Source organism: Streptomyces akebiae (genome assembly GCF_019599145.1).
Taxonomy (GTDB): Bacteria; Actinomycetota; Actinomycetes; order Streptomycetales; family Streptomycetaceae; genus Streptomyces; species Streptomyces akebiae.
Map to the genome: position 1 here is coordinate 3,962,053 of NZ_CP080647.1, position 14,207 is coordinate 3,976,259.

A 14,207-nucleotide genomic window follows, 5' to 3' on the forward strand; every position below is an offset into this window, starting at 1 on the left:
AATGTTCTTGACAGGGTCACAGTAGGGAGCGGCCCACAGCCCGGGGAACCGGGCTGGCCGCACAGAGACCGCACTGTGACGGTTCTCGCTTCCGCGACCGGAGCACAACCTTCCGCCGCCGGGCCGAACAGCCACCGAACCACCGCCGCCCGACCTGCGGCTCAGCCGGTCGCCTTGTACGTGGCCGCCGCCTGCTCGTACAGCCGGGTGACCTCGTCCCGCTCCGCCTCCGGCCCGCGCACCTGCACCACGTGGTACCGCCCGTCGAGGAGGATCACCAGGTTCCGTACGAAGACGCCGCGCCCCTCGGAGTCCTGCCAGGTGAACTGCCCCTCGGCCGAGGTCACCCCGCCCACCTCGATCAGCCGCATGCCCGTGGAGGTGGCCCAGGACGAGTCGCGGAAGGGCTGCAACTCGCGCTCGTCCTCCCGCTGGTACTTCAGCGGATCGCTGCCGTACGTCGCCGTGCTGTCCCGCCCGGGGACGAGGATCAGCTCGAAGCCGCCCTGGGAGTAGACGATCTGACCGCGCCCGTTCCTGCCGCTGCGGTCCCAGCCGGTGGCGACGGCGACCTGGAACCCCTCGGGGTCCTTGCGCAGGGTGAAACCCTGGGCCACCTCGGGATCGCCGGTCTGCGTCTGCGTGGACCCGGACGACCCCGACGGCGAGGGGCTCGCGCCGCTCTGGTCCTCCTCGCCACCGTCGGGCGAGTTCGAGTTCTGGCCGGGCCGGGAGTCGCCGCTCGCCTCCGGCGCCGGACTCGGCTGCCCGACACTGTCCGTACGGCTGCCGGTGTCACCGCCCTCACTGCTCGGTGCGGCCTTCGGCATGAACACCATGGCGTACGTGATGGCGGCGGCCAGCGCGAGCAGGATCAGCAGGAGCAGGTTCCGGCCCAGCTTGCGGGGCTGGGGCCGCCTGTCCTGCCGGGTGCGCTTGTGGCGGGCGTGCGCGCTGGTCGCGGGCAGCCCGGCCCGTCGCCTGCGGACGAGTTCGCCCCGCCGCCGTACGATCGGCAGCCGGCTCGCGTCGACGGGTGGCGCGGGCACGACGTGCGTCCCGGCCTCGGGTTCGGGCGCGGACCGCACCAGGGAGCGCAGCCAGCCGCGCAGTTCCTCGAAGTCCAGCCGCTCGGTGGGATCCTGACGCAGCAGCGACTCCACGACCGGCCGCAGCGGCCCGCACTCCTCGGCGAACGCGGGCGGCTCCGCGCACACCATCTGCACCAGCTCGGCGGTGTTCTCCTCCGGGTACGGCGCATGCCCCTGCACCGCCCTGAACAGCAGCGCTCCGAGCGCCCAGAGATCCGTTGCCGGTCCGATCGGCGCGGCCAACTGCCAGTTCTCGTGCACCGGTCCGGCCTGCTCCGGCGCCCATCGCTCCGTGACCGGCCCCACCACGGCCATCCGTGCCTGCCGGGCGCGCTCGGCCGCGAGCGCGGTGGCGGGCCCCCTCCGAGGAGCGGCCCCTGCGCCCGCGCCGTCCCAGGGGACGGCGTCCGTCACACCGGCGGGGACGGAGGCGTCGGGCGCGGCGTCGGCGTACGCGCCGCCGCGCGTCCGGCCGCCGTACGACGCGTCGCCGGGCCCTCCGCCGCCACGGGCGCCGGGGGCACCGTGGACACCGAGGGCGCCACTGTCGGTCGTACTGTCGTCGCTCGCGCCGGGGGTGGCCGTTCCCCCGCGCGGCAGGGCTCCGTGCCAGGCGCTCGTGGCGCCGCCGTTCGCGAGGACACCGTAGGGGTCGGCGATCTGGTGGAGCGGCACCGGGCGCGTCGCCGCACCGGATGTCGGGCCGCTGTCCCGTCCTGTCCCCGGCGTCGCGTCCTGCGGCGCCGGCCGCTGGGCGGGCAACCCCGTGCCCGGCCCTCCGTGTTGGTCGTCCTGCACGCGGGCCGCGGCCCGCGCACCCGCCCGGTACGCCGCGATGGCACCCGCTCGCGCCGCGCGAGCGTCCCCGCCGGCCTCCAGCGCGCGCTGTCCCCCGGAGGGATCGGCCCCCGGAGCCGCACTCCCTGCCCGCGCCTCTATCGCGGCCCGCCGAGCGGCCTCGGGATCCTCGACCGCGCCACCGGGCCCACCACCGCGGGCCCCGCCGAACGTACCGCCGCCTCCGGGCAGCGCACCGCCGCGGGCGCCGGGCACACCGCCGAGCGGCGCCTGGTCACGCCGAGCGTCCCGCATCCCGGCGGGCGGCACCGGGACCTGCCGTGCGCCCTGGCCTCCGCCCGGCCCCGCGGCAGACGCCGTCGCGCCACCGCCGGGTGCCGCGGGCGGCCTGTCCTCGAACTCCCGCGCGGGCACCGGGTCGTACCCGCACAGCGCCTCTTCCGCCGCCCCGGCGGCCAGCCCGGTCAACATCACCCGGCCGTCGTCGCAGACCAGCACCGTGCGGGCGGTGATGTTCCGGTGCACCCAGCCGTGCGCGTGCAGCGCGCGCAGCGCGGTGAGCACGTCGGAGGCGACCTCCGCCGCGCGGTACGGCGTCAGCGGCTGCTCGGCGAGCAGCGCCTCCAGCGTCCGGGCGGACACCAGTTCGCTCACTATCCACAACGAGCCGCCTTCGGCGAACACGTCGAAGACCTGGTCGAGCCGGGGGTGGTCGGGGATCTGCGCGGCGGCCTGTGCCGCTTCGATGGCCCGCCGTACGGCGGGGTCGGCGGACCCGCGCGTGGTCCGGGCCGCACCGCGGCGCGCCCCGGCGTCCCGCGCGACGTACCCCTCGGGCAGACCGTCCGAGTCGAGCACCTCCGCCTCGACCACCTCGGGCAGCGGCACCTGCCGTACCAGGACTTCCTGACCGCTGTAGGTGTCGAAGGCCCGTATCTCGGCGGCGGGTTCGTACTCGTCGGAGGGCGGCAGCGGCAGGCGATAGCGGTCGGCGAGCACTCGCCCCGCGTATTCGTCCACAATGCCCTCCCCCGGCCGCCCGGTTGGTCAATTCCGCTCGCCCAGCGACCCGTTCCGTTCTGGATGCGTACGTCCGCAGCCCTTCACGATACGTGCCGGAGGCAACTCTCATTGACTCGATGCGATATCTCGTTCGTCTCGAATGCGCTCGAACGCATCCGATCTTCCCCGGAACACCCGCCCCCGAACTCACCCGGCGGGCACAACTCCCGCAGCCGAGCTCACAGGGAAGCGACTCGCCCCCGCCCACGCACCCGCACGCCCCCGTACGGCACTCCGAACCGAGGCACGGGCCCGCACAGAGCCACTGCCCCTAACGCACCGGCGCACAACACCCCGCCGCACGCGCCCCTGCGCACACCGTCACGGGCGGAGCCGCGACCGGGGCGGGCGGTGCCGAGAGCGCAGCGCCCGGCACCTCACGACTTCGGCTCGAACGTCTTCGTGAACGTCCGCCATGTGTCCTTGCGCAGCGCACCGCTCCACTTCGCGGCCTTCGCGGTGTACATCAGCGCGTATCCCTGCCGCGAGTCGACGACGAACCCGCGGTCGATCGACCGGTTCTTCGTGCCGCTCTCCACGTAGGTGAACTCCCAGTCGGCCGCGTTCCAGCCCCGGTAGTCCACCGCCTCTATTCGGATCCGCTTGTACTGCGAACGCGTCATGAAGCGTTCCTGGTTCTTCCAGTCCGCGACCGGGTCGCTCTTCGGCGTGGTCGTCCACCCGACGAGCAGCCGCTGGCCGTCGGGGCCGGAGAACCGGGCTCCCGCGGCGTCCGTGGACTGGTACTTCCATCCGTCGGGCAGCCCGATCGAGAACCCCTGCGCGCTCTTGTACGTCTCGGTCGCGATGTCCCCCGAGCCGGAGTCGTCGCCGTTCACCGACCCCTTCGACCCGCCCGAAGGACTCGGCGAACCCCCGGCGCCGCTCGAACCGGCGGCCTCCTCCGTCGTCTCCCCGTCCGGGCTGGGGTCGGACCCCTTGTTCTCGTCGGCGCCCTCGTCCGTGTTCTTGTCCGCGTCCTTGCTGTCGGCGTCGCTCCCCGACGCCGTCCCGCTGGACGCGGCCGCCTTGGTGTCGGCCCCCTTGCTGCCGGTCGAACTGCCGTCGTCACCACCGAGGGTGAGCGCCAGGACGGTCCCGAGGACGGCCAGGACGACGGCCACCGCGATGACGGCCAGCGTCCGCCGTGAGACCACGTCCGTGATCGGCGCCCTGGGGACCGGCCGCGGCGGCAGATCCGGCGGCACCATCTCGGGCCACCCCGAAGTCCGCCCCGCCGAAACGGAGTTCCCCGGGCCCGCGCCCTGACCGGCACCCGCGGCACGCGGTCCGGGCACCCCGGAGGCCGGCTTGCCCGCCGCCTGCGCGGCGCCCCCGCCGGAAGCCTTGGCGCTGTCGGCACCGGACGACACCCCGACCGAAGCGGACCGCGTCGTCACGGCCGCCGGAGTCGAGGCCGCGGACTTCGCACCGGCCCCACCGGAAACCGCGCCTGCGGCACCGCCCGAAGCCCCGGACGCACCCCGCGCGGTACCGGCGCCGGTACCGGCAGCCGCCCCGGCCGCGGCCCCGGCCGGCCCCTTCCGCATGGACCACCGTGGCGCGCGAGCCCGCTCGCCACCGCCGTTCTTGGCCCCGGACCCGGCCCCACCGCCACCGGAACCGCCCTTCTTCGAACGCTCCTCAGGCACCGGCGGCAACGGCACGACCCGCGTCGCGTCCGCCGGCTCGACGTCCTTCGGATCGGGCGCGTGGATCACCCTGTTGAGCATGGCCCGTGCGCCGGCGTCGTCGAGGCGCCGCTCGGGGTCCTTGGTGAGCAGACCGAAGATGACGTCCTTCAGGGCCCCGGCGCGCTTCGGCTGCGGCACGGGTTCGGTCATCACCGCGGTCAGCGTCGCTATGGCCGAACCCTTGTCGTAGGGCGGCACCCCCTCGACCGCCGCGTAGAGCAGACCGCCGAGCGACCACAGGTCGGCGGCGGGCCCGGGCTTGTGCCCGCGCGCCCGCTCCGGCGAGATGTACGAGGGAGCGCCCACGAGCATGCCGGTCGAGGTGATGGAGGGGTCACCCTCGACCTGTGCGATACCGAAGTCGGTGAGGACGACCCGCCCGTCGTGCTTGTCGATGAGCACGTTCGACGGCTTCACGTCCCGGTGCAGGATGCCCTCGCGGTGCGCGGCGCGCAGCACGTCGAGGATGGCGAGCCCCACCTCGGCGGCCCGCCTCGGTTCGAGGACGCCGTCCTCACGGATGACCTCGGCGAGCGACTTGCCCTCGACGAGCTCCATCACGATCCACGGCCGGTCGTCCTCGTGGACGACGTCGAACACCGTCACCGCGGCGTTGTTGCGGATCCGCGCGATCGCCTTGGCCTCGCGCAACGTGCGCGTGATCAGCCGCCGTTTCTCGTCCTCGTCGATGCTCGACGGGAACCTCAGCTCCTTGACGGCGACCGTACGGCCCAACGTCTCGTCCATGGCACGCCACACCGTGCCCATGCCGCCGCGACCGAGCACCCCTCCCAGCCGGTACCGCCCGGCGAGGAGACGTGCGTCCTTGTCCTGACGGGATTCCCCAGCCCGCTCCGCCTCCGACATGCGTCCCCTCATACAACCCGCCCTGACAGAGCCTCCATTGTCACCCACCCGCCAACCGCCCCACGCCCTGGGCCCCCCTCAACCAGCCACCCGGTCTCCAAGCCCCTCACCGCGCCCACCCACACTTCACAGCCGGTGCCCGATTTCTGAGGGACCCCCAGAAGCAGGCCCGCCCCCTCAGCCCCGTCCGGCGCTCAGGACGAGCCCGAAGAGCGGCAGGGCGATCGGGGCCCGCGGCCCCCGGGAACGGCCGGGCGCCGCGGAGGAGCAGCGCCCTCGGGAGGGACGGTCAAGGACGGCGGGGGCGGCCCGAACTACAGCGGCACGATGTCCGGCGCCCCCAACCGCGCGGCATCCGCCGTCAGGTCGTCCGGCTGCCGCTGCGACTCCCGCTCCGCCTCCACCCTCTTCTCATAGTGCTGGACCTCCCGCTCGATCTGGTCCTTGTCCCACCCGAGCACCGGAGCCATCAGCTCCGCCGCCTCCCGCGCACTGCGCGTCCCCCGGTCGAACGTCTCGATCGAGATCCGCGTCCGCCGAGTGAGCACGTCGTCGAGATGCCGCGCCCCCTCGTGCGAGGCCGCGTACACCACCTCGGCCCGCAGATAGTCGTCGGCCGCGTGCAACGGCTCCCCCAGCGACGGATCGGAGGCGATCAGATCGAGCAGTTCCTCGGTCGCCGACCCGTACCGGTTCAGCAGATGTTCCACCCGCACCACATGCAGCCCGGTGCTCGCCGCGATCCGCGCCCGCGCGTTCCACAGGGCCCGGTACCCCTCCGCGCCCAGCAGCGGCACATCCTCGGTGACACACTCCGCGACCCGCTGGTCGAGCCCGTGCACGGCGGCGTCCACCGCGTCCTTGGCCATGACCCGGTACGTCGTGTACTTGCCGCCGGCCACGACCACCAGCCCCGGCACGGGGTGCGCCACGATGTGCTCGCGCGAGAGCTTGCTGGTGGCGTCCGACTCCCCCGCGAGCAACGGCCGCAGTCCTGCGTACACCCCCTGTACGTCGTCCCGCGTCAGCGGGACCGCCAGGACCGAGTTCACGTGCTCCAGCAGATAGTCGATGTCCGCGCTGGACGCGGCCGGGTGCGCCTTGTCGAGGTCCCAGTCGGTGTCCGTCGTGCCCACGATCCAGTGCCGCCCCCAGGGGATGACGAACAGCACGGACTTCTCGGTCCGCAGGATCAGCCCGGTCGTGGAGTGGATCCGGTCCTTCGGTACGACCAGATGGATGCCTTTGGAGGCCCGGACGTGGAACTGCCCGCGCTCGCCCACCATCGCCTGGGTGTCGTCGGTCCACACCCCGGTCGCGTTGACGACCTGCCGGGCGCGGATCTCGTACTCCCCGCCACCCTCGACGTCCTGCACCTTGGCCCCGACGACCCGCTCGCCCTCCCGCAGGAAACCGGTCACCCGCGCGCGGTTGGCGACCTTCGCCCCGTACGACGCGGCCGTGCGCACCATGGTGGCCACATACCGGGCGTCGTCCATCTGGGCGTCGTAGTACTGCAGCGCCCCGACGAGCGCGTCCTTCCTCAAGCAGGGCGCGATGCGCAGGGCGTGGTGGCGGGTCAGATGACGATGGACCGGCAGCCCCCGCCCGTGCCCGCGCGCCATCGACATCCCGTCGTACAACGCGACGCCCGAGCCCGCGTACCACCGCTCCCAACCCTTGTGCTGCAAGGGATAGAGGAAGGGCACGGGCTTCACCAGATGAGGGGCCAGGCGTTCCAGCAGCAGCCCACGCTCCTTCAGGGCCTCGCGGACGAGGGCGAAGTCGAGCATCTCCAGATAACGCAGACCACCGTGGATCAGTTTGCTGGACCGACTGGAGGTGCCCGACGCCCAGTCACGCGCCTCGACCAGGCCCGTGGACAGACCGCGGGTCACGGCGTCCAACGCCGTGCCCGCGCCGACCACGCCACCACCCACGACCAGCACGTCCAGCTCGCGCTCGGCCATACCCGCCAGTGACTCGGCGCGCTGCGCCGGTCCCAGTGCCGCTGTCCTCACCGCTGCCTCCCGCTGTCCGTCGCGCCGGCCTCATCCCCGCATGCCCGTCGGACGAGACCCAGCTCTTTCGTCCCACTCGCATCCCCTGCCCGAAATTCTGACCGCCTTGCCCGACTTCGGCCACCACCGGCCGCCAGCCTGTGGATAACTCCGCAGGACGCGCACAGAAAAACAACGTCCCAATCCCGCATATCGGTCATATTTCCGCCTAATGTGACATTGCGCTCGCTCATCCAGACCACCGGGCTTGCGCGTCTGTCCCGCTTCGGTTATTGGGAAGGACGGCCCTCGCCATGCCCGCAGATCTCGCCGTGATCGGACTCGGCCAGTTGGGGCTGCCGCTGGCCCAGGCCGCCGTCGCCGCCGGCATCGCCACGCTCGGTTACCGCACCGGCCCGGACTCCGGCTCGCTCGCCCCCGGCGAACTGCGCCGCATGCTGGCCCGCGGCTTCAAGCCCACCACCAGCCCCGCCGAACTCGGCCGCGTCCGTACGGCGGTCATCTGCGCACCCACCCCCCTCGGCGCCGACGGCTCGCTCGACCTCACCCAGGTCGAGGAGGCCGCCCGCACCCTGGCCGCCCGGCTGCGCCCGCACACCACGGTCATCCTGGAGTCCCCGGTCCCCCCGGGCACCACCGAGGAACTCCTGCGCCCCCTCCTCGAAGAGGGCTCCGGCCTACGGGCCGGCCGCGACTTCCACCTCGCCTACTCCCCCGCGCGCGTGGACCCGGGCAACCGCGACTTCGGCCCCGCCAACACCCCCAAGGTGATCGGCGGCCTCACCTCCGCCTGCACGGAATCCGCGGCCGCCTTCTACGGCCGCCTCACCGACAAGGTGGTACGCGCGCGTGGCCTGCGCGAGGCGGAGACGGTCCACCTCCTGGAGACCAACTACCGCCACGTCAACATCGCCCTGGTCAACGAGATGGCCGCCCTCTGCAACGACCTGAACGTCGACCTGTGGGACGTCATCCGCTGCGCCGAGACGAAGCCCTTCGGCTTCCAGGCCTTCCGCCCCGGCCCCGGCGTCGGCGGCCACGCCCTCCCCCAGGACCTCGCGGGCCACGCCCCCCGCTCGCTCCGCATGGTCGAACTGGCCCAGCGCGTCAACAACCGCATGCCCCAGTACGTCGTCCAGCGCGCCGCCACCCTCCTCAACGAGCACGGCAAGTCGGCCCGGGGCGCCCGCGTCCTCCTCCTGGGCATCACCTACAAGCCCGACGTCCCCGACCAACAGGGCACCCCCGCCGACGAGATCGCCCGCCGCCTCATCGAACTCGGCGCGCACGTCAGCTACCACGACCCGCACATCCCCACCTGGAGCGTCCTCGACCGCCCCATCCCCCGAGCCGACTCCCTCTACGAGGCCACCGCCGACGCCGACCTGACGATCCTCCTCCAGCAGCACCGCACCTACGACCTCCAGGGCCTGTCGGTGAAGGCCCAACTGCTGCTGGACACCCGGGGGGCCACGCCCACGGGGGCGGCGCACAGGTTGTGAGAGGGGGCGCACGACACAGCCCCGGCCTCCAGGGCTGGTGGCAGACACCGCCCCGCCCCGGTACCGTACGGAAACAGGTGGAGCCCACCGCAGTGGCTTCTGCGACAGGCTCCTGGATGGTTCACGGAGTGTCCGCCCCTAATCGGTGTGGGGGCGGCCGCTCACCATCCGAAAATCCGCAAGATCCACCTCCTCCGGCACTGCACCATCCGAAGACGGACTCGGTCCCAGCGGGTGGGCTTGCGGTGACGTCCCATGGGCGCCCCCTTCCACGACACCGCCCATCAGCCCGGTGGACGGTCCGTCGGAATCGGGCCGGGCCCCGAGGCGGGGTCCGGACCAGGTCCTTGGAAGGGGGCTCCCAGCCGAACTGGGGCGCCGGACACGAACGCTATCGCCCGGCTACGCCCATTCGGCCCACATTCGTCCCCAACACCCCCACGCGCCCCCACCCCACAACTCAAGCCCCCACCACCCCACTTGGGCACACAAAAGGGCCCGGTCACCCGAAGGCGACCGAGCCCCGAGAGCCCCGCTCAAGCCGAGCGCGGCATCACGTCACCGCATGTGCTGCGAGTCCGCCACCGTCACCTCGACGCGCTGGAACTCCTTCAGCTCGCTGTACCCGGTCGTGGCCATCGCCCGTCGCAGCGCACCGAAGAGGTTCATGGAGCCGTCGGGGGTGTGCGAGGGACCGGTGAGGACCTCCTCGATCGTGCCCACGGTCCCGAGGTCGACCTTCTTGCCGCGCGGCAGCTCCTCGTTCACCGCCTCCATGCCCCAGTGGTTGCCCTTGCCGGGCGCGTCCGTGGCGCGGGCCAGCGGCGAACCCATCATGACCGCGTCCGCGCCACAGGCGATCGCCTTCGGGATGTCGCCGGACCAGCCGACACCGCCGTCCGCGATGACGTGCACGTACCGGCCGCCGGACTCGTCCATGTAGTCGCGGCGGGCGGCGGCGACGTCGGCGACCGCCGTGGCCATCGGGACCCGGATGCCGAGCACGTTGCGCGTGGTGTGGGCCGCGCCGCCGCCGAAGCCGACGAGGACGCCGGCCGCGCCGGTGCGCATCAGGTGCAGGGCGGCCGTGTAGGTGGCACAGCCGCCGACGATCACGGGGACGTCCAGCTCGTAGATGAACTGCTTCAGGTTCAGCGGCTCGTGCGAGCCGGAGACGTGCTCCGCCGACACGGTCGTGCCACGGATGACGAAGATGTCGACGCCCGCGTCCACGACGGCCTTGGAGAACTGGGCGGTGCGCTGCGGGGAGAGCGCGGCGGCGGTCACGACACCGGAGTCGCGTACCTCCTTGATGCGCTGCCCGATCAGCTCCTCCTTGATGGGAGCGGCGTAGATCTCCTGGAGGCGGCGGGTAGCGGCCTCGTCGGGCATGCCGGTGATCTCGTCGAGCAGCGGCTGCGGGTCTTCGTACCGCGTCCAGAGGCCTTCGAGGTTGAGGACGCCGAGGCCGCCCATCTCACCGATGCGGATCGCGGTGGCCGGGGAGACGACCGAGTCCATGGGAGCGGCCAGGAAGGGCAGCTCGAAGCGGTAGGCGTCGATCTGCCAGGCGATCGAGACCTCCTTCGGGTCCCGCGTACGGCGGCTGGGGACGACGGCGATGTCGTCGAAGGCGTACGCCCGGCGGCCGCGCTTGCCGCGCCCGATCTCGATCTCAGTCACGTCTGTGGCCTTTCCCTGATGCGTTCAGCGTCTACCAGTATCGCCGACGGGCACGACGAGGGCGGCCCCGGATGCTCCGAGGCCGCCCTCACCAGGTCCGCTGTCTACTTACGGCTGTAGTTCGGCGCCTCGACCGTCATCTGGATGTCGTGCGGGTGGCTCTCCTTGAGGCCCGCGGAGGTGATCCGGACGAACCGGCCGTTCGCCTGGAGGTCCGGGACGGTACGGCCGCCGACGTAGAACATCGACTGACGCAGGCCGCCGACCAGCTGGTGGACGACCGAGGAGAGCGGGCCGCGGTAGGGCACCTGGCCCTCGATGCCCTCGGGGACGAGCTGCTCGTCGGAGGCGACGCCCTCCTGGAAGTAGCGGTCCTTGGAGAACGACTTGCGGTCGCCGCGGGACTGCATGGCCCCGAGAGAGCCCATGCCGCGGTACGACTTGAACTGCTTGCCGTTGATGAACAGCAGCTCGCCCGGCGACTCGGCGCAGCCCGCGAGCAGGGAGCCGAGCATCACGGTGTCGGCGCCCGCGACCAGGGCCTTGGCGATGTCACCGGAGTACTGCAGGCCACCGTCGCCGATGACCGGGATACCGGCCTCCTTGGCGGCGAGGGAGGCCTCGTAGATGGCGGTGACCTGCGGGACGCCGATGCCGGCGACGACGCGGGTCGTACAGATGGAACCGGGGCCTACGCCGACCTTGATGCCGTCCACGCCGGAGTCGATGAGGGCCTGGGCGCCGTCACGTGTGGCGATGTTGCCGCCGATGACGTCGACGCCGGACGAGTTCGACTTGATCTTGGCGACCATGTCGCCGACCAGGCGGGAGTGGCCGTGGGCGGTGTCGACGACGATGAAGTCGACGCCGTTCTCGATGAGGGCCTGGGCGCGCTCGAAGGCGTCGCCGGCGACACCGACGGCCGCGCCGACGAGGAGGCGGCCCTCGCCGTCCTTCGCCGCGTGCGGGTACTTCTCGGCCTTGACGAAGTCCTTGACCGTGATGAGGCCCTTGAGGATGCCCGCGTCGTCGACCAGCGGAAGCTTCTCGATCTTGTGCTTGCGCAGCAGCTCCATGGCCTCGACGCCGGAGATGCCGACCTTGCCGGTGACCAGCGGCATCGGCGTCATGACCTCGCGGACCCGCTGCGAGCGGTCGGTCTCGAAGGCCATGTCGCGGTTGGTGACGATGCCGAGCAGCTTCTTGTTGCCGTCCGTCACCGGGACGCCGCTGATGCGGAACTTGGCGCAGAGCGCGTCGGCCTCGGCGAGCGTGGCGTCCGGGTGCACGGTGATCGGGTCGGCGACCATGCCGGACTCGGAGCGCTTCACCAGGTCGACCTGGTTGGCCTGGTCCTCGATGGAGAGGTTGCGGTGCAGCACGCCGACGCCGCCCTGACGGGCCATGGCGATGGCCATGCGGGACTCGGTGACCTTGTCCATCGCGGCCGAGAGCAGCGGGATGTTCACCCGGACGTTCTTGGAGACGTACGAGGCGGTGTCGATCTCGTCGGGTGACATGTCCGACGCGCCCGGCAGCAGCAGCACGTCGTCGTAGGTCAGCCCGAGCGTCGCGAATTTATCGGGCACTCCGTCGACGTTGGCAGTCATGACACCTTCCCCAAATGGCCTTGATCGGTGCGGATGTCCATGCTAACGGGAAGTGCGGAGCACACATTCCACGGTACGAAGTCCTGCCGGGCTTCGTATGTTCGTACGGAAAAGGCGCTCCGCGCGTTCATCGCGGGCGCCTTCGAACCGTCGCCGAACGCCGGTACCACCGGCTCACCGGAGGCCGCTCCTACTGCTCCGCCAGCGCCCGGAGTCTGCTCAGCGCCCGGTGCTGGGCCACCCGGACCGCGCCCGGTGACATCCCCAGCATCTGTCCGGTCTCCTCGGCCGTGAGCCCCACCGCGATCCTCAGCAGCAGCAGCTCCCGCTGGTTCTCGGGGAGGTTGGCCAGGAGCTTCTTGGCCCACTCGGCGTCGCTGCTGAGCAGGGCGCGCTCCTCGGGGCCGAGGGAGTCGTCGGGGCGCTCCGGCATCTCGTCCGAGGGGACGGCCGTCGACCCGGGGTGGCGCATCGCGGCCCGCTGCAGGTCGGCGACCTTGTGGCCGGCGATGGCGAAGACGAACGCCTCGAACGGCCTTCCGGTGTCCTTGTAGCGCGGCAGCGCGAGGAGGACGGCGACGCACACCTCCTGCGCCAGGTCCTCCACGAAGTGCCGCGCGTCGCCCGGCAGCCGGGACAGACGGGTGCGGCAGTAGCGCAGCGCCAAGGGGTGGACATGGGCGAGCAGATCGTGCGTGGCCTGCTCGTCCCCGTCGACCGCGCGATGCACGAGCGCACCGATCACTGTCGTCTCGTCGTCGCGCATCGGTCCATGGTGCCTTGCGGCCGCCCGGTCCGTGGCGCCACGTCCATGGTTGTGCACCGAAGCGTTATGAGCAGGCGCGCCGGAACTCATCTCCTGCGCCCTCCCCTCCCGCTCGTTCGACTGCTCCCCTAGGAACTCCACACCTCAAGGATGCGGCATCCGCGGCGAAACGAGCAGCGGGCACCCGGCGGATCGTCTCGTCGCCCCCGCCCGCCGTGCGGCAGGCGGGGCTCCTCCCTCGTGGGGGACTGCCCCCGGCACGGTCCACTCAGCGGACCAGACCCCAGCGGAAGCCGAGCGCCACCGCGTGCGCGCGGTCCGAGGCGCCGAGCTTCTTGAACAGGCGCCGGGCATGGGTCTTGACGGTGTCCTCGGAGAGGAAGAGTTCGCGACCGATCTCGGCGTTGGACCGGCCGTGGCTCATGCCCTCCAGGACCTGGATCTCGCGCGCCGTCAGCGTCGGCGCGGCGCCCATCTCGGCGGAGCGCAGTCGACGCGGGGCGAGCCGCCAGGTCGGGTCGGCGAGGGCCTGGGTCACCGTGGCGCGCAGCTCCGCGCGGGAGGCGTCCTTGTGCAGATAGCCCCGTGCTCCGGCGGCGACCGCGAGGGCCACGCCGTCCAGGTCCTCGGCGACGGTGAGCATGATGATGCGCGCCCCGGGGTCGGCGGACAGCAGCCGCCGCACTGTCTCGACGCCGCCCAGACCGGGCATGCGTACGTCCATCAGAATCAGGTCCGAGCGGTCGGCCCCCCAGCGGCGGAGGACTTCCTCGCCGTTGGCCGCCGTGGTCACGCGCTCGACGCCGGGCACGGTCGCCACCGCGCGGCGCAGCGCCTCTCGGGCAAGCGGGGAGTCGTCGCAGACGAGGACGGATGTCATGACCGTCCTCCGCAGCTGATGCGCGTCACCTTGAGCCTCCAGGCTGGTACGAAATCGTCACCTGTGCGGTCGACACTCACGAGCGGACACGAACGCCTGCCCGAGCGCTTGTTCCTTCAACCGCCTCCGCCCGTCTCAACGACGGTCACTCGAAAGAGTTACGGGATGGCTGGCCACCTTCGGCACTCTACGTGAGGGGCTGGACACGGTGCAGACATGCGCGTGGGACCCTC

8 protein-coding genes are annotated in these 14,207 nt (G+C 72.0%); 1 reads left to right on the forward strand and 7 read right to left on the reverse strand.

Annotated features, from left to right (window positions below; all coding sequences use genetic code 11):
- Positions 1-161: 161 nt before the first annotated feature.
- The 3 genes from K1J60_RS16860 to K1J60_RS16870 all read right to left on the reverse strand — a co-directional run bounded on the left by K1J60_RS16860 (position 162) and on the right by K1J60_RS16870 (position 7,533).
- The gene (locus K1J60_RS16860; protein ID WP_220646945.1) at positions 162-2,909 is read right to left on the reverse strand and encodes a protein kinase; all 2,748 of its coding nucleotides are present in this window, start codon (positions 2,907-2,909) and stop codon (positions 162-164) included.
- Between the two features lie 419 nt (positions 2,910-3,328).
- Positions 3,329-5,512, reverse strand: coding sequence for a serine/threonine-protein kinase (locus tag K1J60_RS16865; RefSeq protein ID WP_220646946.1), 2,184 nt, complete (start codon positions 5,510-5,512; stop codon positions 3,329-3,331).
- A 314-nt stretch (positions 5,513-5,826) separates the two neighbouring features.
- Positions 5,827-7,533: a glycerol-3-phosphate dehydrogenase/oxidase gene (locus K1J60_RS16870; RefSeq protein WP_220646947.1), complete on the reverse strand. Its 1,707-nt coding sequence runs from the start codon at positions 7,531-7,533 to the stop codon at positions 5,827-5,829.
- A 293-nt stretch (positions 7,534-7,826) separates the two neighbouring features.
- On the opposite strand from K1J60_RS16870, the gene K1J60_RS16875 reads away from it, so the two are divergent.
- Complete coding sequence (locus tag K1J60_RS16875) at positions 7,827-9,035, forward strand: nucleotide sugar dehydrogenase (protein ID WP_220646948.1); 1,209 nt, start codon at positions 7,827-7,829, stop codon at positions 9,033-9,035.
- 558 nt (positions 9,036-9,593) lie between these two features.
- On the opposite strand, the gene K1J60_RS16880 is transcribed toward K1J60_RS16875, so the two are convergent.
- From K1J60_RS16880 to K1J60_RS16895, 4 genes are all read right to left on the reverse strand, one after another.
- Complete coding sequence (locus K1J60_RS16880; protein WP_033527125.1) at positions 9,594-10,718, reverse strand: GuaB3 family IMP dehydrogenase-related protein; 1,125 nt, start codon at positions 10,716-10,718, stop codon at positions 9,594-9,596.
- A gap of 104 nt (positions 10,719-10,822) precedes the next feature.
- On the reverse strand, positions 10,823-12,328 hold the full coding sequence (gene guaB / locus K1J60_RS16885; protein ID WP_033527126.1) for an IMP dehydrogenase: 1,506 nt from the start codon (positions 12,326-12,328) through the stop codon (positions 10,823-10,825).
- A gap of 190 nt (positions 12,329-12,518) precedes the next feature.
- Positions 12,519-13,094: a sigma-70 family RNA polymerase sigma factor gene (locus tag K1J60_RS16890; protein ID WP_005481141.1), complete on the reverse strand. Its 576-nt coding sequence runs from the start codon at positions 13,092-13,094 to the stop codon at positions 12,519-12,521.
- A gap of 268 nt (positions 13,095-13,362) precedes the next feature.
- Positions 13,363-13,974 carry a response regulator transcription factor gene (locus K1J60_RS16895; protein WP_003948568.1) on the reverse strand — a complete coding sequence of 204 codons (612 nt, stop codon included), beginning with the start codon at positions 13,972-13,974 and terminating at the stop codon, positions 13,363-13,365.
- Positions 13,975-14,207: the final 233 nt, after the last annotated feature.

Coding starts and splice junctions, on each gene's coding strand:
- K1J60_RS16865 (WP_220646946.1), bottom strand. CDS start 5,512: ATGTCGGAGGCGGAGCGGGCTGGGGAATCCCGTCAGGACAAGGACGCA.
- K1J60_RS16875 (WP_220646948.1), top strand. CDS start 7,827: ATGCCCGCAGATCTCGCCGTGATCGGACTCGGCCAGTTGGGGCTGCCG.
- guaB (WP_033527126.1), bottom strand. CDS start 12,328: ATGACTGCCAACGTCGACGGAGTGCCCGATAAATTCGCGACGCTCGGG.
- K1J60_RS16890 (WP_005481141.1), bottom strand. CDS start 13,094: ATGCGCGACGACGAGACGACAGTGATCGGTGCGCTCGTGCATCGCGCG.
- K1J60_RS16895 (WP_003948568.1), bottom strand. CDS start 13,974: ATGACATCCGTCCTCGTCTGCGACGACTCCCCGCTTGCCCGAGAGGCG.